Consider the following 23,630-nt stretch of genomic DNA (forward strand, 5'->3'; position numbering starts at 1 on the left):
GCATGGATCTTCTCGATATCCTGATGGACCCGGACATGGGCGGAGCTGCCTTTGTTTACGAGCGCGTCACGGAAACCGTGAGTGCCAAAGGCAGAGCGGAGACTTCTTCGGCCCTGGTCTCTGCCGCCGGGAACATCCAGCCCGCGCCGGGAAAGGAGCGCGAGCTTCTGCCCGAAGGCGACCGGGCCAAGGAATCCATTCTCATCTTCACGCCTGCCGAACTTTCCGCCGGTGGTGGGTCCATCCAGGCCGACCTGGTGCACTATCGTGGCGGCAAGTACCGCGTCGCAACGGCTGAGGCCTGGAGGGAGCACGCGGGCTTCACCAAGGCCGTGGCGGTCCTGGAGGTGCAGCCGTGAACACGAGCGCAACCGGCGGTTTTCTCACGGTCAGCCCGGGGCTTGGCCGGTCCAGCCTTGAAGACATCCTGCATGACTTCATCGCCGGAGTGGCGGGCCTGCCCGGGGACCTGGTGAGGCCGAGGTGGCAAGCCGCGGTTCCTCGCGTTCCAGCGCCTGGGGTTGGCTGGTGTGCCTTCGGCATCGTCGGCAATAGGCGGATCGGCCTGCCCGTCATCAAGCACGCTGCAGTTGGTGACGGCCAAGATGAGATTGTCTCGACCAGGGAGCTTTCGGTTCTCGCGTCCTTCTACGGCCCCGAATCCATGGACCTGGCCGAGACCCTGCGGGACGGATCGCACCTGGAGCAGAACAGGGCTTTTTTGCGGCCCCACGGGCTGGCACTGACCAGGGCGAGCGACATCACAGAGGTTCCCGAGGTGGTTCGTGCCCAGTGGCTGGCTCGCTCCGATCTGCTCATGGTCCTGCAGTATGAGACCAGGCGGACATGCCCCACGCTCAACATCGTACAAGTTTCAGGGCGTGTTTACGCGCCGGGAATCAGCGTGCCTACGGGATGCGACTCCTGCCCCAGGGCCTGCTGGCTAGATAACACGGGCGAATAGCGCCCAGGAGAAAATCATGGCTCAAAACGCATTATCCGTGGACCGCGTCGTCAAGGTGACGGTCAACCTGCAGCCGCTTGCGGCGGCCCGCCGTAACTTCGGCGTCTTGTGTATTGTGGGGGCAAGCGACGTCATTGACCACGTCGAGAGAATCCGCCTCTACACCGGCATCTCCGGCATTGCCGACGACTTCGGGGTACAGTCTCCCGAATATGCGGCTGCCGAACTGTTCTTTTCGCAGAGCCCCAAGCCTTCGATCCTGGCCATCGGCAAATGGGTCAAGACTCCGAGCCCGGCGTACCTCAAGGGCGGCCTGGTTGCGGACGCGGATCTGGACGCCAGCGCATGGAACACGATCCTCAACGGCAGCCTGGGGCTTGTGATCAATGGCGCCGGGGCGACGGTGACGGGCCTGGACTTCACCGGACAGACCAACATGAACGGCATTGCATCCGTTATTTCCGCAGCCTTGGCGGTGGAGGGCGCGGCCTGCGAATGGACGGGAGCCAGCTTCGTCATCTCCTCGGTCACGGCTGGTGACGGGCAGACGATAGGGTTCGCCCAGGCCACCGGGACCGGAACAGACCTGTCCGCGCGCATGGCCCTGACTGAAGAGCTCGCCTTGCCCCTGGTGGCCGGGATGGACGCGGAAACCCCGCTGGAATGCGCGGCCGCCCTGGCTGATGCTTCTGGCGACTGGTACGGCCTGACCTTTGCGGAAACCCTCGCCGATGACGAGCATATAGCTGTGGCCGGGTTTGTGGAAGCCAGCTCCAAGAGCCGGATCTACATGACGACCATCACGAACAGCCGGGTGCTTTCGTCCACGGTAACAGATGACCTTGCCTCCCGCCTGAAGGCGCTGTCCCGCCTGCGCACCTTTGTTCAGTATAGCCGCAACAAGTACGCCGCCTGCTCTGCCGCTGGCCGGGCCTTCACTGTCAACTTCAACGCCAACAGGTCGACCATCACTCTCAAGTTCAAGCAAGAGCCCGGCGTGGTGGCCGAGGGGCTGACCGAGACCCAGGCTCAGGCGCTGGCCTCCAAGCGCTGCAACGTCTTTGTCCGCTACGACAACGACACGGCCATCCTGCAGGAAGGCGTCATGGCAAACGGCGCGTTCTTCGACGAAGTGCACGGCCTGGACTGGTTGCAGAACGCGATTCAGACCGAATGCTACAACCTCTTGTACCAGAGCAAGACGAAGATCCCGCAGACCGACGCCGGTGTGAACCAGATCGTGACCACAATTTCCAAGGTATTGGCCGAAGCCGTAAACAATGGCCTGGTGGCCCCGGGCACCTGGAACGCGGATGGCTTTGGCCAGCTGCAGCGCGGGGATTACTTGCCCTCCGGGTGGTACATCTACGCCCAGCCTATCGATGAGCAGCCTCAGTCCGAGCGTGAACAGCGCAAGGCCCCGCCCATTCAGGTTGCGGTCAAGCTGGCCGGTGCGGTGCACTTTGTCGACGTCCAGGTGGACGTGAACCGTTAAGGAGTAAGAAGCATGGGAGCGTACAGCTTTTTGGATGTCCAGGCAGCCCTGGAAGGCCCTGGAGGATCGTTTCAACTTGGCAGCGGGTCCGGCAATGCCGAGGAAGGCATCGTCATCGAGCCCGCAGGCGACAAGAACATTATGACCGTGGGTGCGGATGGCTCGGTGATGCATAGCCTTCGCGGGGACAAGTCGGGCACTGTGACGGTTACGCTTTTGCGGACCAGCCCGGTCAATGCCCAGCTGCAGAACCTCTACAACTACCAGACCGGATCCAGCCAGAACCACGGGCGGAACACGATTGCAATCCGCAATGCCCAGTCCGGAGATGCCGTCACCTGCACACAGGTGGCCTTCGCTAAGATGCCCTCGAACCCGTACGCGGTCGACGGCGGGAAGCTGGCCTGGACATTCCACGCGGGCCAGATCTCCACGGTCCTTGGCTCTGGAACGCCGGAAATCATCTAGGAGTGAGCAATGGAATTTAGCGTTAAGGATAGGGTTTTTCGGGCCGGAAAGATGGATGCCTTTCAGCAGCTGCACGTGGTGCGCAGGCTGGCCCCTTGCCTCGGCAAGCTGGCCGGCCTGGCTGGAAGTGATCTTGAGCTCAAGAAGGATGATGCCGGGAACGTCGTGGACGTGGCCGGAGACATCGGGCCGGTTGTCTCCTCGCTTGCCGAGGCCGTGGCCGCATTGTCCGACGCGGACGCGGAGTACGTGATCAACGCGTGCCTTGAGGCGGCTGAATGCAAGAACCCGGGTGGCGGCTGGGCTCCTGTCCGAAAAGGCGGGACGACGATGTACAGCCTGTCTTTGCCCGCAATGCTGACCATCTCGGCCAAGGTCATGGCGGTGAATCTGTCTGATTTTTTCGCCGACCTGCCCTCCCTTTCCGGCCTGGGGGGGATGCTCCGGAAGATGTCACATGGGTGAGCCTGCCCGGGGGAGAGGATTGGATAATGAGGCCGGTGCTTGAAGGCATGTGTAGATACGAGAGTTTGAAGGACGGGACGGTGTCCCTGGGGGACATCGCCCTGATGAATGACGCCCTGGCCGTACGGCATGAGAACGAGCGCCGCTACATGGCCTCCAAAAAAGGACAAGCGCAATGAGCACAGGCGGAGTCATCGCCGAATTCCTAGCCTCCGTGGGCTTCAGAGCTGACGAGCAGTCGCTGAAATCGTCGCTGACGAGGGTCGCGGCTTTCGGTGTGGCTGTGAAGCTCGCGGCGGCCGGGATCTTTGCCGGGATGGTGAAGGTGGCCACGGCAGAGTCTGAGATGGCCCTGCAGGCGGAAAAGCTCGGTACCACGACGGATAGGCTGGAAGAGCTGGGCTATGTGGCCGAGCAATCCGGGTCCAGCCTGGACGCCGTGACCAGGAGCATGGAGGCCTTGGTTTCTCGCAATCCTCGAATCAGGGACGCGGCCAAGGCGCTGGAGGTTGTCGGGAATCGCATGCGCGGCATGTCCGAAGTGCAGCGCAAGCTTTTTGCCGACCGGATGGGTATCGACCGGACCCTGATCCCCATGTTGACGTCGGATGTCTCGGAGCTCCGGGAGGAATTCCGGAAGATGTACGCCGTGGCCGGGACGGACGCCAAGCAGGCTGCGGAAGCCTCTAAGGGCTTTCTGGCTGAGCTGGCCAAGCTGAAAACGGTGGCCACCATGCTGACCAAGGCCGTGGCTGTGACGTTTATCGGGCGCATGCGTCGCGACCTGGTGGACCTGCGCAAGGTCGTGGTCGAGAACTTCGGGCGGATCCGTCGGGTGATGGAGTTCTTGATCAGCATCGTCCTTCGCGTGTCGTCGGTGATCAGCGCCTTTGTTTACCGCGCCGTCAAGGTAATCTCCGGCCTGGTCGATTGGTTCGACCGCCTGGACGATGGCCAGCAGCGCCTGGTGCTTGGGCTGGTGGGCCTGGTTGCGGCCTGGAAGCTCCTGAATCTTGGCTTTCTGGCCACGCCTATGGGCATGATCATCACCGGGCTCCTAGGGATCATCGCCCTGGTGGACGACTACCTGACCTTCATGGAGGGCGGGGAAAGCTATTTCGATTGGTCTCCCTGGGCTGCGACCATTGACCAGGTCGTTCAAATTTTGAAGCCGCTGGCGGGCTTGCTGCTCGAACTCGGCAAGGGTGCCATTGCGGCCATCGCTTCCGCCTTGGAGACGATGCGCGAGACCTTGGGGCGCGTGATCCGGTCCGCCCAGCTTCTGGCGGACATCCTGATCGCCTTGTTCCACGGCGACCTGGCGGCGGCCATAGAGGCCGGAAAAGCGCTCTTCTTGAACCTGGCTGACACGGCCCTTGGCGCGTTCCAAGGTTTGGCCGGTGCGGTTCTCGCCATCTTTGAAGGCATGTGGTCCGGAGTCGAACAGAACTTCCCCGACTTCGCCGGGTGGGCAAGCGCTGCTGCGCAGTCCATCACGGGCATCTTGGGGCAGGCTGTCGACTGGGTGCGAAGCAAGATTGCGGGGCTCATGGAGTGGATGCCCGACTGGGTCAAGGACAAGGCCGGCCTTTCGGCCATGGCCGAAGCGTCCCTTTCGGTGCAGGCCACCAGCGCCCCGGCCCTTGCCCCGGCCCCGTCCCAGGCGGCGGTCATGGAGGGGGCAGCGGCCCGGAACATGGAGCTGCACGCCAAGACGGACATTCACATTACGACCTCCGACCCGGTTGTGGCCGGAGAGCGCGCGGCGGCAAAGCAGGGTCAGGTCAACGCTGACATGGTGCGCCACATGAGAGGGGCGGCAAGATGAGCATGTCGCAGAGCCAGGAGCCCGTTCTGATCCGCCCCCGCCGATCCCTGGGGGAGCTGTTCCCCGACGTGGTCGTCGAGGAGTCCCACGAGGACAGCCTGCAGATCACGGAGCACCCGGTGGAACAGGGCGCAAGCATCAATGACCACGCGTTCCGGATGGCTGAAAAGGTGACGATTCGGGGCGGCGTCTCCGATGCTCGGGAGTCCGACAGCGGCGGCCGTCCAAGCGTCGAGTTTTATGAACAGCTCCTGGAGCTGCAGCGCAGCCGCGAGCCCTTCGATATCATCACCGGCAAGCGGGCGTACAAGAACATGCTCCTGGAGCGCCTGAGCGTGATCACGGACCCAGATTCCGAGGCGGTTCTGGCGTTCGTGGCCGAGTGCCGGGAAGTGATCATCGTCAAGACAAGGGTGGCCACTGTCCCGAGGAGCCGCCAACGCTCTGCCTCCAAGACGGGTGGCACCGAGGATAAGGGTCAGAAGCAGCCCCAGAAGCGGCAAAGCATGCTCAAGGGAGGGCTGGGCTGATGGCAAGATCCTATTACACGATCCCCTTGGCTCCGGAGCCGCAAAGCTTCGGCATCACGCTGGCCGGGACGGAATACCGCCTGCGGGTGCGATGGTTCGAGGCAGAGGAAGGCGGCTGGCACCTGGATATTTTGAGCCAAGACGGGGCCTCTGCCATTCTGGCCGGGGTCCCTCTTACGACCGGCTGCGACCTGCTCGAACAGCACGCCTATTTGGGGCTTGGCGGCGAACTCTGGGTGGATTCATCGCTCCCACCTACGCTTGAAAACCTTGGCGACGGCGCGGACCTGGTCTTTGTTGTGGAGGAAGCGTGACCGAACAGAAGGCCCCAGAAGCTGGACGCCAGTGGCTGCGCGAATGCTCCCTGGTTGTAGCCGGGAGTAATGGGCAAGGCCTTGAACTTGGCGAGTTGCGCGTGGTTTTTAAGGTGTCGAAGGGGGCTGTCGAGACCCCGAACAGCGCAGAGATCCGCGTCTACAATCCGTCCGAGGCCACGGCCAACTCCATCCGCAGAGAGTTTTCCCAAGTGGTGCTTCAAGCCGGGTACCAGGGCGGCTTCGGCATCATCTTTTCCGGAAACATCAGGCAGGTCCGCCGGGGCCGCGAAAACGGCACGGACACCTGGCTTGAAATCATCGCGGCGGACGGGGACTGGGCTTACAACTACGCCGTGGTCAATACCACTTTGGCGGCCGGGAGCACGCCGGCAGATCGTATGAAAGTCTGCCAGGGCGCATTCTCCGAGAAAGGCGTCCAGGAAGGTCACATGACAGACCCAGGGGGCAACGGGTTGCCGCGCGGGAAGGTCATGTACGGGATGGCCCGTAAACATATGAGGGATGCCGCCAGTGGCTCCGGGTGCGAATGGTCCTTCCAGGACGGCAAGGTTCAGGTCGTGAAGGCGTCCGGATATCTCCCCGGAGAGGCCGTAGTCTTGACGCACGAGACCGGCCTGATCGGGACACCTGAGCAGACCAACGAGGGAATCAAAGTCCGCTGCCTGCTCAACCCTTCGCTGCGCATCGGCGGACGGATCAAGCTCGACAACAAGAGCGTGCAGCAGGTCAAGACTGACCTGAAGATGCGCGCCCTTTATCCGCCGCGCCTGGATCATGATGGACTGTACCGGATCCTGCGCTTGGACTTTGTCGGGGATACGCGCGGAAACGATTGGTACGCCGACGCCCTGTGTATCGGCCTGGATGACACCTCTTACCTCCCTTTGGATATGGTGCGCTGATGGACCGCAGAGAACGAATCGAGGATCCGGTTGAAGGCCTGAGGGCCGCCCTTGATGGCAAGCAGGCAGAAATGTGGACGGCGCTGCCCGGGCTGGTGGAGTCGTTCGACCCCCAGGCCATGACTGTGGCCGTGCAGCCAGCTATCCAGGGCATGCAGGAAAACGAGGCTGGCAAAGCCTTGGCTGTCAATCTCCCGCTCTTGGTCGATGTCCCGGTGGTGTTTCCTTCCGGGGGCGGGTTCACGCTGACGCACCCGATCAAGCCCGGGGACGCCTGCCTGGTCGTCTTCGCGAGTCGATGCATTGACGGGTGGTGGCAAAGCGGCGGTGTCGCTCAGACTCCGGACAGCCGCATGCACGATCTTTCTGATGGATTCGCCCTGGTCGGCCCCAGGGCCAGGGCCAAGACTCTTTCTCCCGCCGTGGACACGCAGCGCGTTCAGTTGCGGACCGATGACGGCCAGGCGCACGTCACCATGGCCCCAGACTACACTATCCTTGCCCAGAACCCGGCCGCGAAGGTCGAGCTCTCCCCCGGCGGCGACGTGACCATGGAGGCGTCCACAAGCATCAATTTGACGGCTCCCGTCGTCAACATTCAGGCGAACAGCCTGTCCATGTCCGGGCTTGGTGGCGGGGATTCACAGGCGAGCTTTACGGGCAGCATTTCGAGCACCGGCGACCAGGTGGCCGGCGGGATCAGCCAGATGGGACACCGACACGGCGACACGCAGCCGGGTAGCGGAACGACGGGGGTGCCGCAATGATGTATCGCCGCCTCGACGACAAGGGGGACATGATCATGGGGCATGGAGATGCCGACTACCTGCGGGACACTCCCTTGGCGGTGGCTCAGGCCGTCGTGACCCGCCTGCGCTTGCTTCGCGGGGAATGGTTCCTCGATTTGGCCGAGGGCACGCCGTACGCCCCGGCCGTCCTTGGGAAGCACACCAAGGAGAGCTATGACATCGTGATCCGGGAGCGGGTTCGTGAAACCGAAGGCGTGGCCGCCATCACGAGCTACGAGAGCTTTCTTGATGGCGAAACGCGGCGCCTGACCGTCAACCTGACCATCGATACCGTTTACGGCCCGACAACAGTTCAGGAGGTGATGTAGTGGCAACCGCATATATCAACGAGCATGGCGTCCACATCCCGGACTACTCCGAGATCCTGGAGGATCTGAAAGAGGAGTTCCGGGGAATTTTCGGCCCGGACGTCTACCTGGAGCCGGACTCCCAGGAAGGCCAGCTTTTGTCCATCTTCGCCCTGCGGATCCATGATTGCCACACCTTGGCGGCCAGCGTGTACAACGCGTTTTCGCCCCAAACTGCCCAGGGTGCCGGGTTGTCCAGTGTGGTGAAGGTGAATGGCCTGCGTCGTCGCGGCGCATCCCACAGCCAGGTGGACTTGAGGGTAATTGGCCGCCCGGGAACGGCCGTCACCGGCGGCGTTGTCACGGACTCGGCGGACCAGCGCTGGCTTCTGCCAGCCCTGACCATTCCTGTCGGTGGAGAGATCACCGTCACGGCCCTGGCCGAGGACCCGGGAGAGATCCGCGCCGCCGCCGGAGAGATCACGAATATCGCGACCCCGGTCTATGGCTGGCAAGCGGTGACGAATGCAGAAGCGGCCGTGCCCGGATCTGCCGTAGAGACGGATGCGGACCTTAGGGGGCGGCAGCGCATCAGCACCGCCATTCCGTCCCAGACCGTTTTTGACGGGATTGTAGGCGGCGTCTCTTCGGTCCCTGGTGTGACCAGGTGCCGGGGCTATGAAAACGACTCCTCGGTGGAGGATGGCAACGGCCTCCCGCCCCATAGCGTGTCCCTGGTTGTCGAAGGCGGTGACGCCCAGGCTGTCGCCACGGCCATAGCCCTAAAGAAGACGCCTGGCTGCGGGACGCATGGCGATGTCGAGGTGGGTCTCAGGGATGTTTACGGATCCGCAAGCGTAATCAAGTTTTTCCGGCCGACCCCGGTCGCCGTGGCCGTTCGCGTGTCTATCCGCCCCCTCTCCGGCTATGTCTCGGCTACGGGCGAGACGATCCGCAAAAACCTGTCTGCCCACATCAGCGCCCTCGAAATCGGCGAAGATGTGATGCTGTCCAAGCTGTACACCCCTATCAACGCCGCTGAGCCCGTGCCCGGCCGAAGATCGTTCGATGTGCTCTCTCTGCAGATCGGGGCCAGTGAAATCCTCTCGGCTGAAAACCTATCCATCGCATTCAACGCGGCCGCGTCTTGCGCCCTTGATGATGTCGAACTGGAGGTGGTGAGTGCCTGAGAGATATCTTGATCTGATCACCTCGCAGCATCGCCAGCGTCCGCGCTTTGCTGCTGCCGTGGAGGCCTTGGTCAAGCCGCTTTGTGACTTGGAGGCCATGCTGCAGGACATGCGCCACGCTTTTGATGTGGACACGGCTGTCGGCGTGCAGCTCGATGCGGTAGGCGTGCGTGTTGGCCGCTCCCGTAATGTCAGGGCTCCGCTCGATGACGTGTATTTCAGCTGGAACGTGGACGGCCTGGGGTGGGGTCAAGGGATTTGGCGGGGGAGATACGACCCGGAAACGGGCGTCGTGAGCCTCCCGGACGATGTTTACAGGACCCTACTCAAGGCCAAAATCGCGGCGAACTCGTGGGACGGGACCATCCCGTCCGCTTACGAGATTTGGGCGGCTGCGTTTTCGGTGGAAGGGTCCGTGGTTTTTATCGAGGATTCCGGGGACATGAGTATGATCGTCGGCATTTCTGCAATGCCTATGAGCGCGATTATGCAGCAGCTGCTTTTGCAGCAATACATCCCCCTCAAGCCTGCCGGTGTGGAAGTGGAATTTTTTGCGGTCGCCGTATCGCCGGGGCCGCTCTTTGCCTGGAATTGCGAGTCCGAGGCGCTTGCCGGGTGGGGCTCGGGATCGTGGGCCAAGAAACTCATACCTATAGAAGGAGGCGACTATGCCACTTAACGAAGGCGCTGTGAGCGAGATCCTGCCGTTCGCTCCGGACGCGACAGAGGCAGCCGGAGAGCTGGAGCCGTTGGCGAGTTACGCCGCCCACACGCTTCGGCTTCGTGGGCATCAGCCCGGGCTTGCCCGCCTGGAGATCCAGAACAGGGCCAACAGGCAGGCCGCCCATATTGCGGCCGGCGTTGCTCAATTCATCGCGAACAGGCACGCGCCCGGCGTGCTGGACGATGGGGACCTGGACGCGCTGGAAGCTGGTCTTGTGGCTGCCGTCAGGGCGGCCTCTTTTATCAACCTGTCTACGATCGATGGCTGTCTGGCCATCCAGGAGGGATAGCATGCACGGAGTTCCTGCGCGCCTGCAGACGCGCGAAGACTATGAGCGGATCCACGCCGCGGCCCTGCGGGGCGAGGTGGATAGGCGGGTCGTTATTCGCCACCTGGAAGGGCTCTTGTCGGGCCGGTGGGACTACCAGTTCGACAGGTATCTTGATGAGGGGGAGACCCCCGATGGGGAGGCCCCGGAGTATATCGTTCTGGAACAGGAAGACGGGCGCCGAAGACAGGAGCGCCGCGCCTTCGCACAGGGCGCAACCATTGAGATTTTAGGGTATTCGGAAGGCGATGTGCTCGCCAAAATTACAGAGCTTCAGGAGGCATAAATGGCAGCGGGAGATTTGTTCATCATCCCGGCCCAGGCGGCCGGTTTTTTTAGCTTGCTGGGGTCTATTTCCAAGGAGCCAGGCGGCGAAGTGCTTTCGCTCCCCGAGGGGATGGTCAATATCGGCGGCAACGGCAAAGGGTATCTCTTGCGTCAGGCTCTGGGGTGGGATCCGCTTGCCGAGGGCAACAACGACGGGTCCTTTTCGAGCCTCACGCTTGGAGACGACATCTATATATATGCCGTTCCAGATCCAAGCGGCGTTGCGGCGTGGCTGGCGTCCAAGAATTCAACGTATCCGGTCGGGCAGTCTGCTGAGACTAGCCGCAAGGTCGGCGGGTTCCACGTCGGCCGGGTGCGCGGCATCGCCTACAGGTACAATACGACATACGTCCCGCCTGTCGGCATCGTACCGAATTCGTGCTGGGACTTACACCATCGTCCGTCCTGCGACCCGTCGGGCATGGTGGAAGTTGTCCCTGGCCGCCTCTGGGTGGATATCTATTTGAACTCGGAAGGGCCTGGGACCTGGCCGGAGAATATTCCCGTGAGCAGATATGGGGCCGCGCTGATCCGTGACAACATTTACAGCCGGTCCGACTTCCACCAGCTGATCAGCAACGCGGGCAAGCGCCTCCCGACGGTGGAAGAGTTTCTGCGCTACGCAGAGGGAGCGCCTCAGGGCTCGAATTCGAGCAATGACACGGCCTGGGGGCATCCGAGTAACACGGGCCCGGCGCTCGCTGGGGCGGTGGCCAAGGCTGTTAGCCAGTATAATGTCGTGGACGCTGCGGGGAATCTCTGGGAATGGCTCGATGATCACTATGATATTGGCGGAACATGGGCATGGAGCGCTGCGGTCGTAAACGTCGGCCAGGACGCCGCTATTCCGCGCGGTAGCGTGAACCACGCTTCCTGGCGTGCGTTCGCTGGCGGGGGCCATTGGAGCATCGGCGTGTACTGCGGCGCGCGTTGTCTCGACACGTATGCGTATCCGTGGGCTGCGGGTGGCGTTGTCGGCCTGCGCGGCGTCTGTGACTCCCTGTGATCCAGAACCCTGATCTTGCCCCGCGACAGCGGGGCTTGTTAACGCGGGTACAATCAGGAGAATTTTGCTCCAAAATGGGGTGTTTACGAGACGAGGAATTGATGGTGTCGGGCAGAGCCTCGGTTAACAAAATGAGGCCAGTTTTAAAATTCAAAACTAAGCGTCACTTGGACCAAAACTAAATGGCGCGTTACACAGGATTGACGCCTTTCGTTGGCCAATCCTCGATCATTTGTCTCCAAACGCCAAAGCACAGCGTATTCCCTGGCTGAATCCCCCCCCCGATCATTTGCATATGCATGCAAAATGAGAATTTGCCACTGGCCTCAACACACGCCTTCAATACGGAAAGTGGCAAGCCGATCCCGTTCCCTGATTTTCAGCGCACCAAATGCTGGTCCTCCGGCAAAGATAACCGGCAACAAGGCCGCGCGGACAAGGCGAACATAATCAGCCAAAGTTGATAACAACCCGACGAGGCCCGGTGCCTGACGCCCCTTAAAGTTCCCATTAAGGGAACAATTTCTTGACAAGAAAAATGGGAACTTTTAGATAACAGGCATGAACATACTCAGTCGGAAAACTCTAAATTGCTACTGCGAGAAATATGCAGGAGCGAGAGGAAGCCTTCTGGCTTGGTATGATCTGGTTTCGAAGAAACGGTACGCGAATCACGCAAAGTTGAAGGAAGATTTCCCCAGCGCCGACCATATCGGTGGAAGCAGGTATATTTTCAACATTAAAGGAAACAATTTCAGGCTTATAGCCTGGATTCGATTTGAAGCTGGCCAAGTGTATGTAAAATGGTTTGGAACCCACGCCGAATACGACAAAATAAAGGCAGCAGAGGTGACGTATGATGATCCGTGCCATTAAGACAGATGCCGACTACGAAGCGGCGCTGGCTCGGGTCGAAAAAATTTTCGACTCGGAGCAAGGCAGCCCTGAGTTTGATGAACTGGAGGTTTGGGGGACTCTCATAGGCGCATATGAAGATGAGAATCATCCTGTACCGCCGCCTACTCCGCTTGAAGCTATCGAATTTGTCATGGACCAGAAAGGGCTTAAGCAGAAAGATCTTATCCCCTTTATTGGATCGAAAAGCAAAGTATCCGAAGTGCTTGCCGGCAAAAGAAAGCTGACTCTAAAAATGATCCGCTCGCTTCACAAAGGCTTAGGCATCCCAGCAGACACCCTCCTGAAGGAGCCTGGCAAAAAGTTGCCCGAGGGTTTGGCAGATGTTGACTGGAGTCAGTTTCCTATCAAGGAGATGACCAATCGCGGCTGGATTGAAGATACCAAAGACTTCACGGATAGAGCCGAGGAAGTTGTCCGCAATCTCATGGTACAGGTGGGTCAACCCGATTGCCTGCCTACGGCGTGTTATCGATGCGGAATTTCCAGAACTGCAAAGGATATCGACATGTACGCTGTCCAGGCCTGGCTATTGGGTGTCCAACTCAAGGCGCAGCGCATCGAAACAACGGGTACTTACGATCGCAATCTAGATGAGACATTTCTAAGTCGTCTGGCAAGGCTGAGTATATTTAGCGATGGACCTATGAAGGCCGTTGAGTACCTCAGCTCAAAAGGGATCAAACTGGTTATTGAACCACACTTCTCCCATACCAAGCTGGACGGCGCTGCCATTCTTCAATCCGGCATACCGATTGTCGCACTGACGTTGCGGTACGACAGGATTGATTATTATTGGTTCACATTGCTCCATGAATGTGCCCATGTCATCAAGCATCTTTCAGAAGATAACAGCCTCATTCTCGATGATCTTGAATCTCAAACAGTTGATATAAGAGAACATGAAGCTAATATTCTTGCAAGAGATGCCGTTGTTCCAATTGAAATATGGAAAAGTTCCAAAATCACAAATGTACAACACCCCAACAAGGAGCACGTCACTGACTTGGCAAGCAAAATGGAAGTTCATCCTGCGTTGATCGCAGGGCGTGTTCGATATGAAAGAAATCGATACGATATTCTTTCAGGGCTTGTTGGACACCGAGAGGTACGGAAATTTTTTCTCGAAAAATGAGTTGAAAATCGGGGCTTGTTATAGACGGTAATGGATATTTTTTGAAAAATTACCGCAGCCTTGAACATCCCACAAAAAAACGACCTCCTGTCTCTGGACGGCATGCGAGAATAACCTCGAATATCCTGTGAACCAACAAGACCCGCCGGCCTCCTAAGCCCCCTGCCCTGCCATCGCGTCGGACATTCCTTGCAGGAGGGAATCGATCTCGACCGGTTTGGCCACATATCCGTTCATTCCGGCGGCCAGGAACTTCTCCCTGTCTCCCTCCATGGCATAGGCCGTCAGGGCGATGATGGGGATGTTCTTTTTTGGGCCAAGGGCCACGGATTCCCGGATGATGCGCGCCGCTTCGATTCCATCCATGACGGGCATCTGGATGTCCATGAGGACGCAATCGAAGTCGTTTTCGGCCAGCAGTTCAAGGGCCTGCCTACCGTTTTCGGCCAGGGTGACCTCGTGTCCGGCCTTTTCCAGCAGCTTTTGGGTTGGAATCCGGTTGGATGGATCGTCCTCGACCAGAAGCACGCGGAATCCAGCGCCGGTTTTGATGACGGCGGGTTCAACGGTTTTTGACGGGTTTTCGCGGTCCATCTTGAAAGGCAGGACGACATGCACGCTCGTGCCTTCGCCGGGGGAACTCTCGATGGTGATCTCCCCGTGCATGAGCCCGACCAGCCGTTGCACGATGGACAGGCCAAGCCCCGCGCCCTGATAACTGCGAGTGAACGAGTTTTCGACCTGCCGGAACGGCTCGAAGATGTCACCAAGCCTGTCCTGGGCGATGCCTATGCCTGTATCCTTGACGCAAAAATGCACGCGATACTCATCTTTGTCCTTGACCGGCAGGGCCTCGATGTCCACGACGACCCTGCCGCGCTCCGTGAACTTGAGGGCGTTGCCCACCAGATTGAAAAGCACCTGGCGCACCCGCATTTCATCTCCGACCAGGACGTCGGGCAGGCCAGGGGCAAGGCTGCATTCCAGAGCCACACCCTTGTTTCTGGCCGTGACGGCGAAAAGTCCGGACACGGAATCAATGATGTCCTGAATCTGGAAGGGTCCCTCTCGGATCTCCATCTTGCCCGCCTCGACCCGGGAGAGGTCCAGAATGTCCGAGAGGAGTCTGGTCAGGCGGTTGGCGGCCTCTGTGGCCATGTGGATATAAGTAGTCTGTTCGGCATCAAGAGGCGTGGTTTCCATGAGCTGGAGCATGCCCATGACCCCGTTGATCGGAGTACGAATCTCGTGGCTCATGTTGGCCAAAAATTCGCTTTTTGCCTGGCTGGCGGACTCTGCCTGCTCCTTTGCCTGGAGCAGAGCTTCCTCGGCCCGTTTTTGTTCCGTGATGTCCCGAAACTCCGTGACCCGTACATTCGCCTGTTTATATGGAATGTTCCGCGCTTCGAGACGAACGGGAAATACTTCCCCGTTTTTGCGAATGCCTAACGCCTCATAGGGGCTTTCGTGCCCGGACAGGATGTTGCGCATAACCATGTCGCGGGATTTTTCGGATATGAGCATAAGGCAGCTCATCCCGATCAGTTCGTCTGTGGAATAGCCCGTTATTTCGGAGAGGCCCTGATTGCAGTCCAGGATGATGCCCTTGTCGTGGATGGTAATGCCGCCAAAGGAAGCATTGTGAAGGGCTTTGAAACGTTCCTCGCTTTCCCGGAGTTCCCGTGTCCTCATTTTCACCTGCCTACGCAGCGCCCATGACCAAAGAAAAAATCCGAGCAGGAGGAGAAGCAGCGGCACCAGAATCATGGCGATCTTGCGCAGGATGGAAACAAATGTCAGGATTGGCTGTTCGTACACGCCCATCCATTTTTCGTGAAGGCGGCGGTATTCGCCGGAATCCTTGATCACCTGGAGTCCCTCGCTGAACTGCGCCAGAAGCGCCGCATGGCCATTGGGCACGGCATAGCAATAATCCAGGGAAAAAAAGGAATTTTGACTCAGGGCCAGATTTGTCAGTCCAAGCGCCTTGATGATGTGCAGGGCGATAATGCGGGGGCCCAGTGCGCAGTCATATTTCCCCTCGGACAATGCCCTCAGCATGTCCTCCTGGGTCTCCACCGTGGAAATTTGAGATTCCAGGCCTCGCTCCGACAGATAGTCGTGAATGATGTCTCCTTTCTGGACGACGATGCTCTTGCCTTTAAGATCGCTTATCGAACCCGGATCGAAATTTTCTCCGCGTCGCCCCACAACTACGTAATTGTTCACCGAATGGGCTTGAGTGAAGTCGAATTTACGGTCCCGCTCCACAGAATAGAATATTCCCTGAACAGCATCGATCTCGCCTCGCTCCAGGTCGTGCAGCACATCAGTCCAGGGCCCGAGACGGATTTCGACATCAAGCCCCATCTCCCTGGCAATCATCCGGGTAAGCTCGACATTGAAGCCGGCCGGGCTTCCCTTTTCATCCAGGTACTCGAACGGAGGATACTGATGATCACCACCCACGATGATGCGGCGGTCTTTCGGCAGTTCAAGGGCGGCGAACCAGCGTGAATGCAGGCGACGGTAGGTCCCGTCGGCGATGACTATGGCGAGCCCTTCGTTCAGCAGGGCCAACATGCGACTATCGCCTTTTTTGACGGCGAAACAGAAATCCTGCCGGAAGTCCTCGATGGGATTATCGACAATCTTCAGATTCCCAAGTCCGGTTTGAGGGATGAGGCGCAAGGCCACAAGTCGTTGCACGACCACGGCGTCATGATGTCCCTGTGACAGTTCGTACAGGGCCTGTTCAAAGGAGGGCGTGGTTTGGATCTGCATGCCACGCTCTTCTCGCCGCAGGAATTCCTCGGCGTTGTCACCCCGCATGACAGCCACACGCCGCCCCTTCAGATCGGCCAAATCCTGGATATCATCCGTCCCGGAACGCACCACGATGGCCCCATGCAGAGTCATGTAGGGCACGGTGAAATCAAAGAGTTCTTCGCGCTCGGGCGTGCGGCCAACCAATGGCAGGACCTGCACATCCCCCTTTTCCAGCCAGCCTTTGACTTCATTCCAAGGGCCCGTGCGAAAGGTGACGTCGCGGCCCATGACCGCAAGGGCGGCCCGCATGAGTTCCACGGAAAAGCCGTCTGCACGGCCCAAGCCGTCCACAACGGAAAAAGGCGGATAATCGATCTCGGCTGCCGACACGACGGGCGCCGATGGCTCGGACCCCTCGGCGGTTCGCGGGACTTGCAGGATGAGTGCGAGCAGCATGAACGCGAGCAGTGCAGCGATGTGCCGCCCCGGTCTGGTCGCATGCATGCCCGAATGTTTCGAGTCGTCGGATGCAAATATGATTTGTACGCTCATGTTTTTTTCGGAACACCTTGGGATATCAGTATTCAGTGTCTGACGCCCTTGTGGACTACATCCATGAAAATCTCAAGGCATGCTAAAAAAAATTGGCTCGCGTTTGCCTCTATTTGATGCAGAAATCCGTGACAGAGAGTGAATCATTCATTTTGCACGATGAAAATATGCTCTCATTTCCACCGGCAACCACTCCTCGGGCGACCCAGTTTCAAATTTTCCCTTTCGCGAGTGGAAAAGGTAGGTTACATATTTCAGCATGCCACAGAGCCGCCAGGACAGCTGGCTCAAGGCACGGCCCTTGATGCAGGGTACTCTTTTCCAATCGGCATGCATCACAAACCCCGTCATGCGTCGCCGCACGTATCCGGAGGCCCCATGTTCGCTCGCCTGTTGCATGGCTCGATCAAAAAAAAGCTCGCCATCCTCTTTCTGACGGCGGCGCTTCCCGCCATAGTCATCATCGTCATTGCCGGGCTGGACAACCATCGGCGGGCGGTATCCGACGCCGAGCAGCAGTTGCAGACTTTTTCCCGCCATATGGCGGACACGCAGACCCAGCTCACCCAGGCCACCCAGGCCCTCCTTGAAGGCCTGGCCATGCTGCCCGAAGTGCGCCAAGGCGACGTCGATGCATGCAATAGCCTCTTCGCCAACCTGCTCAAAATAAACCCGGACTACGCGGCCCTCCATCTGGTCGATCCAAACGGAAATCTTGTCGCGTCCGGCAACGCTCGCAAGCCCGCGAACTTCGCCCACACGAGGCATTTCAGGGAATCCGTCGCCACCAAGGCCTTCGCCACCGGCGAATATCTCCTGGGTGTGACCCTGCATGTTCCCGTCTTCACCTTCGGATATCCAGTCCTGAACGACCAGGGAGACATCGCGGGTGCTCTGCTGACCGCTATCCGCCTCGACAGATACGGAGAATTGTTCAGCCACTCCACCTTTCCGGACAGTTCTTTCGTCGGCGTCTGTGACAGGAACGGGCTGCGCCTCTTCCGCTACCCTGAAAACTCCGCCACGATCCTCGGGGAACCGATCAAGCAAACGGTCTTTGAACGTGCCGTGTCCGGGCCTTCCGAGGGGTTTCTCCTGGAAGAAAGCACGGACGGAGTGGAACGTATCGTCGCATTCCAGAAGCTGAGCCTGACCGAAGGCAGCCCGCCCTACATGTACTTCTTTGTCGGATCGCCGAGCGCCATGTTCTACGCCGACGCAAAGAGCGGAATGCTGCGCGATTTCGTGGTCCTCTTTTTGACCATCGGCCTGACCATGCTGAGCGGCTGGTTTCTGGGAGGCAGGACGGTTGGAATGCGGCTTGAGGAACTGGCTGGGGCAGCGAAACGGATCGGCGAGGGAGATCTCACCGTCAGGGTAGCCCCCGCGCCCGAAATCACCGAGGTGGATGTCCTGGCCCAGGCGTTCAACAACATGGCCGAATCCCTTGAACAGGACATGATCAACCGCGCCAGAGCGGAAGATGCGCTGCGCAAGAGCGAACACCGCTACAAAATCATCTTCCAGAATTCTCCACTGGGCATAATCCTGTTCGACCCCGAGGGTTTCATTGTCGACTGCAACGAACCGTTCATTCGAACCATGGGCTCCTCCCGGGAAAAACTGATCGGATTCAACACGGCCCGCCAAAGTTCCCCCAAAATGCGCGAAACGATCAAAAAAACCCTGGCGGGGGAGGTTGCGGTCTTTGAGGACGAGTACACCTCCATCACTGGCGGAATCACGAAAAGCCTGCGAGTCGTGTTCAATCCTATAACGCCGGAACGGACGCCAACAGGCGTCATCGCCACCCTTGAAGACATTTCCGATCGCAAGCGGACAGAGACTGCGCTGCTGGAAAGCGAGGCTCGTTTCCGCAAACTCTTCGAACAGATCCCCTCCATCGCAGTTCAAGGTTACGGGATGGACGGCCGGACGCGCTACTGGAACCAGGCCTCGCAAAATCTTTACGGATACAGCGCAAGCGAAGCGATAGGCGCAAAGCTGACCGACCTGATCATCCCGCCCGAAATACGCGAGTACGTCGAGGCCGACATGCGCTCCATGGCGAAAACAAAAATCCCCATCCCCGCCAGCGAACTGACCCTCATGCGCAAGGACGGCTCCCGGGTGCTGGTCTTTTCAAGCCATGCCATCGTCACGAATGCGGCAGGCGAAGCCGAACTTTTCTGTGTGGACATCGATCTGACCAACAGACAAGAGGCTGAAGAGAACCTGCGCAAGCTTAAAGAAGCTGCAGAAGCCGCCAATCAGTCCAAAAGCGAGTTTCTGGCCAACATGAGTCACGAAATCCGCACCCCCATCAACGGGGTCATGGGCATGCTCCAGCTTCTGGAAACGACCCCGCTCGACGACGAGCAAACCCGCTACGTAGAAATGGCCGCCGAAGCCGCGAACCGACTGACCAGACTCCTCTCGGACATTCTGGATCTCTCCCGGGTCGAGGCGGGCAAGATGGAGATCCGCAAGGCTCCCTTCCAGATCCGGGACATCGCCGATTCCGTGGCCGGGCTTTTCAACGTCACGGCCAGAAACAAGGGCGTGACCCTGGAATGCAGTCTGGACCCAACCATGCCCGCCACCCTGGTCGGGGACGAAACGCGGGTGCGCCAGGTTCTTTTCAACCTGGTGGGCAACGCCCTCAAATTCACCGACAGGGGCACGGTAAGCATGGAGATCACGACCCTGCCGCCACGCACGGATGACGACATCCGCGTTCGTTTCCAAGTCGCGGATACGGGCATCGGCATCCCCGAAGACAGACTTTCCGTCATCTTCGAGCCGTTCCGGCAGGTCGAGAACTCGTTCACTCGCAACTATCAGGGCGCGGGACTTGGCCTGTCCATCGTGCATCGGCTGGTCGGTCTCATGGACGGAGAGATCGGCATCGAGAGCACGCCGGGTAAGGGCACGGCGGTGCATGTCGTCCTGCCCTTCAAGATGAACCGCGAAAACCCGTCAAAAACCGTTGAGCCCGCCGCCATCAGTACCGGCGCAGGATTCCGAGTGCTTCTGGTCGAGGACGATTCATCCAACCGGATTCCCACCCAAAAGCTGCTGGAAAAGGCCGGACACGTGGTCACCCTGGCCGAAAACGGCAGGCAGGCCCTTGAACTGCTGGCCGAATACGACTTCGGCTGCATCCTCATGGACATCCAGATGCCCGTCATGGATGGAATCGAAGCGACGCGCATCATCCGGGAATCCGAGGCCCTTGGCCCAAAAAGGAACATCCCCATCATCGCGCTGACGGCCTATGCCATGGAGGGAGACAGGGAGAAGTTCCTGGCCGCCGGAATGAACGCATATGTCGCCAAACCGGCAACCCTCGAAGAAATGACCAGGGCCATGCAGGAAGCCCTGGGCGTGGAGCCCGGCGACAAGCCATATGCGCAAGATCCGCGCACCACTTTTGGTTTGCCCTAACCGGGCTTCAATCCTATGAAACGCCCCATGGCAAAAAAACTCTTCACCACCCTGCGCTCGCGGGCCATCGTCGCGCTCACCGCGATCTTCCTGGTCATGAGCCTTGGTTGCGTGCTCATGGTCGGACTGATCATCACCGATCGCCTGGACTCCTTCGAACGCGACCTGGCCGCGGCCAATGTGCGCCGTGCGCGCAACGCGCTGCAACAGGACATGCAACGCATCGACAACCTGCTCAAAGACTGGGCGTGGTGGGATGACACCTACGAATTCATGTTCTCGGTCTCGGACGACTATACGCAGAGCAACATCACGCCGGACGTGTTCATCAACCAGGGCCTGAGCGCCATGGTGTTCGTGACCGACAAAGGCGAGATCCTGAGCGCCTCGCGGATGTCCGGCGATGAAAAGACGCTCGGCGTGCCCAGCGAAGGCCTGCTCAATTATGTCAGAAGAACGGGCCTGTCCTATCCCCCCGAAGAACTCTTCAGCGGCAGCCCCGCGCTGGTGAACATCGACGGATCATTGTGGATCGCGGCAAGCCGCGCGGTGCTGACATCCCAGCAGACCGGACCGGCGCGCGGGCGACTGTGGATGATCCAGCAGATCGACGAGACCTACGTCGAGAGACTCACCGAGCGCACGGAACTGGCACTGCAGATTCACGTCGCCGAGCAGGAAAAGCTGCCTCGGGCCATGCTTGCGCTGCACACCGCTCCTCCGGCGACGGGCGAGACCCTCGTCGTTCCCGAGCGCGACCTCATCTGGAGCGCCCTGCTTCTTTCCGATGCAGCGGGCGGCCCGCCCATAGCCATCATCGCCAATGCTCCGCGACAACTCACGATCCTGGCCCGCTCAACAATGAAAACCAGCCTCGCGGTGGTCATCGTGTTCGCTGTCGTCGGTTTTTTCAGCGGTTTCGCCTTTCTCGAACAAAGCATCCTGTCCAGGCTGTCGCTCCTTAGCGGGCGCGTCAGAAAGGATGCGCCGGACGCACAGTTTTGCAGACTGGATCAGCACTGCGACGAAATCGACCAACTCTCCAACCTGGTGGACACCGCCTTTGAATCCATCCGTGAGAACGAGCGATTTCTCAAGGAAATCCTGGGCGCGATCAAGGTCGGCGTCATGCTCATCCGCAAGGAAGACAGGGTCATCGTCAGCGCGAACCCGTATGCGAGCGCCCTGGCCGGCCGCCCCGAAAAGGACCTTGTGGGCAAGGTCTGCCACCAGTTCACCTGCGGCGCCGAAATCGGGCAATGCCCAGTCTGCGATCTCGGGCAGAACCTCAACAATTACAAGTGCGAGTTTCTCGGCAGAGACGGCGAACGGATCGACATCCTCAAATCCGTGACCATCATCACGCGAAACGAGCAGGAATATCTGCTCGAAACATTCTGGGACATCCGCGAAATCGAACGCACACGGCGCCTCCTGGAAGAATCCGAGGAACGTTACCGGGCGATGTTCTTGAACACCGGCACACCGGGAATCCTCATCAACGAGGACACGTCCATCGCCGTCGCCAACACGGAATTTCTCCATCTTGCAGGGCTCACGCAGGATGACATGCGCCAAAGCCCGCCCTGGACACGCTTCTTCCACCCCGAGGATGCGCAAAGGATGCTCCGCTATCACACGCTGCGGCGCCAGGACGACAATGCCGCCCCGCGAACCTACGAGGCGCGCCTGATGGATTCCTCGGGAGCGCAACATCACGTCAAGCTCACCGTGGCCATGATCCCACGCTCACAGCAGTCCTTCGCCTTCCTGCTCGACATAACCGACATCAAGAGAGCCGAAGGAAAACTGCATGAACTCGCCTACACCGACGCCCTGACCGGCCTGCCCAACCGCCTCTCCGCCCTGGACAGGCTGACCCGGACCCTGACGCGCCTCGACCCGGACAGCTCCAACCTGGCCGTCTACCTGCTCGACCTTGATGATTTCAAGATCATCAACGACTCCTGGGGCCACGCCGCCGGGGATATCGTTCTCATGGAAGTGGGACAACGCCTGCTCAGTGTCCTTGATTCCTCGCAAATGCTGGCCCGCCTCGGCGGTGACGAATTCATCGTCGTGTCCGGCATCGGGGCCGACGACAGTGAATATTCGGGGCTGGCGCAAAAGCTCATCGACACGTTCAGCAGCCCCTTTGAACTCGAAGGCTCCGAAACCTTTCTCGGGGTCAGCGTGGGCGTGGCCGTCTTTCCCAAGGACGGCGACACGGCAGGACAATTGGTGCGCTGCGCGGACCTGGCCATGTATCAGTCCAAATCCTTGGGCAAGAACATGTTCCACTTCCATTCGCCGGAATTGACCCTGCAGGCTCAGCGTCGCGTGGAGGTCGAACGGGAGCTGCGCCTGGCCCTCGACGCGGGAGAGATCGAGGCTTTCTTCCAGCCGGTCATCGACCTCGACACCCAAAAAATCGTCGGAGCCGAAGCCCTGGCGCGGTGGCGCAAATCGGACGGCACTCTCGTCTCTCCGATGGATTTCATACCCGTGGCGGAACAGACAAACCTCATCACCGACATCGATTTCAGCATCCTCTCCCAGGCCTGCCATCAGGCCAAAAGCTGGGATGAAGACGGATGGGGCAGGCTGCGCATCTCCTGCAACATCTCTGCGCGGCATTTCCAACGCGGCAACCTGCCAAGGGAAGTGCAGCGGGTCCTCGAAGCCAGCAAGCTGTCCCCGGAACAGCTGACCCTCGAAGTCACCGAGACGGTGTACATGGAAAACATCGATCAGGTGCGCGGCATCCTCGAATCCATCGACGAAATGGGCGTCTCAAGCGCTCTTGACGACTTTGGAACCGGCTATTCGTCCCTGTCGTACGTGCGCTCCCTCTCCTTTGACGTCCTCAAGATCGACAAGTCCTTCGTGAAGAACCTGCCCGAAGCGTCGGCGCTGGCGCTCATTCGCGCCATGCTCGGCATCGCCATCAGCCTGGAGATAACCCCCCTGGCCGAAGGCATCGAAACCCCTGAACAGCTCTTGCTGCTCAGATCTCTTGGATGCCGGCTTGGACAGGGGTATCTGTTTTCGCCTCCGGTGACCGCGGCGCAGTTCGTAGAGTTGCTCAAAAAACAGAACGCAGAGTGATCGTTGCAATGCGTGGAATCCTTTTTCCAAGGACCGGCCTGAA

22 protein-coding genes are annotated in these 23,630 nt (G+C 59.5%); 21 read left to right on the forward strand and 1 reads right to left on the reverse strand.

Features of this window, described 5'->3' with window-relative positions:
* The first annotated feature begins 2 nt into the window (after window positions 1-2).
* The 19 genes from H4684_RS11360 to H4684_RS11450 all read left to right on the forward strand — a co-directional run bounded on the left by H4684_RS11360 (window position 3) and on the right by H4684_RS11450 (window position 13,711).
* The gene (locus H4684_RS11360; protein WP_192623815.1) at window positions 3-359 is read left to right on the forward strand and encodes a hypothetical protein; all 357 of its coding nucleotides are present in this window, start codon (window positions 3-5) and stop codon (window positions 357-359) included.
* Entirely contained in the window at window positions 356-964 is a 609-nt protein-coding gene (locus H4684_RS11365) for a phage neck terminator protein (protein WP_192623816.1), read from the forward strand. Before H4684_RS11360 ends, H4684_RS11365 begins: the two co-directional genes overlap by 4 nt.
* Window positions 965-980: 16 nt before the next feature.
* Window positions 981-2,459: a DUF3383 domain-containing protein gene (locus tag H4684_RS11370; RefSeq protein ID WP_192623817.1), complete on the forward strand. Its 1,479-nt coding sequence runs from the start codon at window positions 981-983 to the stop codon at window positions 2,457-2,459.
* A gap of 12 nt (window positions 2,460-2,471) precedes the next feature.
* Complete coding sequence (locus tag H4684_RS11375; protein ID WP_192623818.1) at window positions 2,472-2,927, forward strand: phage protein; 456 nt, start codon at window positions 2,472-2,474, stop codon at window positions 2,925-2,927.
* A 9-nt stretch (window positions 2,928-2,936) separates the two neighbouring features.
* Window positions 2,937-3,392 (forward strand): phage tail assembly chaperone, encoded by a 456-nt coding sequence (locus tag H4684_RS11380; RefSeq protein ID WP_192623819.1) that lies wholly within the window; start codon window positions 2,937-2,939, stop codon window positions 3,390-3,392.
* Between the two features lie 26 nt (window positions 3,393-3,418).
* Window positions 3,419-3,571 (forward strand): DUF6889 family protein, encoded by a 153-nt coding sequence (locus tag H4684_RS11385; RefSeq protein ID WP_192623820.1) that lies wholly within the window; start codon window positions 3,419-3,421, stop codon window positions 3,569-3,571.
* The gene (locus tag H4684_RS11390) at window positions 3,568-5,220 is read left to right on the forward strand and encodes a phage tail tape measure protein (RefSeq protein ID WP_192623821.1); all 1,653 of its coding nucleotides are present in this window, start codon (window positions 3,568-3,570) and stop codon (window positions 5,218-5,220) included. The genes H4684_RS11385 and H4684_RS11390 overlap by 4 nt, the downstream gene beginning before the upstream one ends.
* Window positions 5,217-5,750, forward strand: coding sequence for a phage baseplate protein (locus H4684_RS11395; RefSeq protein WP_192623822.1), 534 nt, complete (start codon window positions 5,217-5,219; stop codon window positions 5,748-5,750). Before H4684_RS11390 ends, H4684_RS11395 begins: the two co-directional genes overlap by 4 nt.
* Window positions 5,750-6,064: a phage baseplate plug family protein gene (locus H4684_RS11400; RefSeq protein ID WP_192623823.1), complete on the forward strand. Its 315-nt coding sequence runs from the start codon at window positions 5,750-5,752 to the stop codon at window positions 6,062-6,064. The genes H4684_RS11395 and H4684_RS11400 overlap by 1 nt, the downstream gene beginning before the upstream one ends.
* Window positions 6,061-6,990: a phage protein gene (locus H4684_RS11405; RefSeq protein WP_192623824.1), complete on the forward strand. Its 930-nt coding sequence runs from the start codon at window positions 6,061-6,063 to the stop codon at window positions 6,988-6,990. The genes H4684_RS11400 and H4684_RS11405 overlap by 4 nt, the downstream gene beginning before the upstream one ends.
* Window positions 6,990-7,757 (forward strand): Gp138 family membrane-puncturing spike protein, encoded by a 768-nt coding sequence (locus H4684_RS11410; protein WP_192623825.1) that lies wholly within the window; start codon window positions 6,990-6,992, stop codon window positions 7,755-7,757. The genes H4684_RS11405 and H4684_RS11410 overlap by 1 nt, the downstream gene beginning before the upstream one ends.
* A complete protein-coding gene (locus H4684_RS11415) occupies window positions 7,754-8,107 on the forward strand; it encodes a hypothetical protein (protein WP_192623826.1) in 354 nt (117 codons plus the stop codon). The genes H4684_RS11410 and H4684_RS11415 overlap by 4 nt, the downstream gene beginning before the upstream one ends.
* Window positions 8,107-9,276 carry a baseplate J/gp47 family protein gene (locus H4684_RS11420; RefSeq protein WP_192623827.1) on the forward strand — a complete coding sequence of 390 codons (1,170 nt, stop codon included), beginning with the start codon at window positions 8,107-8,109 and terminating at the stop codon, window positions 9,274-9,276. The genes H4684_RS11415 and H4684_RS11420 overlap by 1 nt, the downstream gene beginning before the upstream one ends.
* Window positions 9,269-9,955 carry a DUF2612 domain-containing protein gene (locus H4684_RS11425; protein ID WP_192623828.1) on the forward strand — a complete coding sequence of 229 codons (687 nt, stop codon included), beginning with the start codon at window positions 9,269-9,271 and terminating at the stop codon, window positions 9,953-9,955. The genes H4684_RS11420 and H4684_RS11425 overlap by 8 nt, the downstream gene beginning before the upstream one ends.
* A complete protein-coding gene (locus H4684_RS11430; protein ID WP_192623829.1) occupies window positions 9,945-10,289 on the forward strand; it encodes a hypothetical protein in 345 nt (114 codons plus the stop codon). Before H4684_RS11425 ends, H4684_RS11430 begins: the two co-directional genes overlap by 11 nt.
* 1 nt (window position 10,290) lies before the next feature.
* On the forward strand, window positions 10,291-10,614 hold the full coding sequence (locus H4684_RS11435) for a hypothetical protein (RefSeq protein ID WP_192623830.1): 324 nt from the start codon (window positions 10,291-10,293) through the stop codon (window positions 10,612-10,614).
* A gap of 54 nt (window positions 10,615-10,668) precedes the next feature.
* Complete coding sequence (locus H4684_RS11440; protein WP_192623831.1) at window positions 10,669-11,661, forward strand: phage major tropism determinant; 993 nt, start codon at window positions 10,669-10,671, stop codon at window positions 11,659-11,661.
* A 561-nt stretch (window positions 11,662-12,222) separates the two neighbouring features.
* Window positions 12,223-12,537 (forward strand): type II toxin-antitoxin system HigB family toxin, encoded by a 315-nt coding sequence (locus tag H4684_RS21260; protein WP_092190866.1) that lies wholly within the window; start codon window positions 12,223-12,225, stop codon window positions 12,535-12,537.
* A complete protein-coding gene (locus tag H4684_RS11450) occupies window positions 12,521-13,711 on the forward strand; it encodes an ImmA/IrrE family metallo-endopeptidase (protein ID WP_192623832.1) in 1,191 nt (396 codons plus the stop codon). Before H4684_RS21260 ends, H4684_RS11450 begins: the two co-directional genes overlap by 17 nt.
* A gap of 153 nt (window positions 13,712-13,864) precedes the next feature.
* Here H4684_RS11450 and H4684_RS11455 read toward each other — a convergent pair whose 3' ends face one another.
* Entirely contained in the window at window positions 13,865-17,032 is a 3,168-nt protein-coding gene (locus tag H4684_RS11455; RefSeq protein WP_192623833.1) for a transporter substrate-binding domain-containing protein, read from the reverse strand.
* Between the two features lie 378 nt (window positions 17,033-17,410).
* On the opposite strand from H4684_RS11455, the gene H4684_RS11460 reads away from it, so the two are divergent.
* On the forward strand, window positions 17,411-20,479 hold the full coding sequence (locus tag H4684_RS11460) for a PAS domain S-box protein (protein WP_192623834.1): 3,069 nt from the start codon (window positions 17,411-17,413) through the stop codon (window positions 20,477-20,479).
* Between the two features lie 27 nt (window positions 20,480-20,506).
* Entirely contained in the window at window positions 20,507-23,587 is a 3,081-nt protein-coding gene (locus H4684_RS11465) for an EAL domain-containing protein (RefSeq protein WP_225940382.1), read from the forward strand.
* The last annotated feature ends 43 nt before the right edge of the window (window positions 23,588-23,630 follow it).

The sequence above is a fragment of the Desulfomicrobium macestii genome, from assembly GCF_014873765.1.
In the GTDB taxonomy this organism is placed as follows: Bacteria; Desulfobacterota; Desulfovibrionia; order Desulfovibrionales; family Desulfomicrobiaceae; genus Desulfomicrobium; species Desulfomicrobium macestii.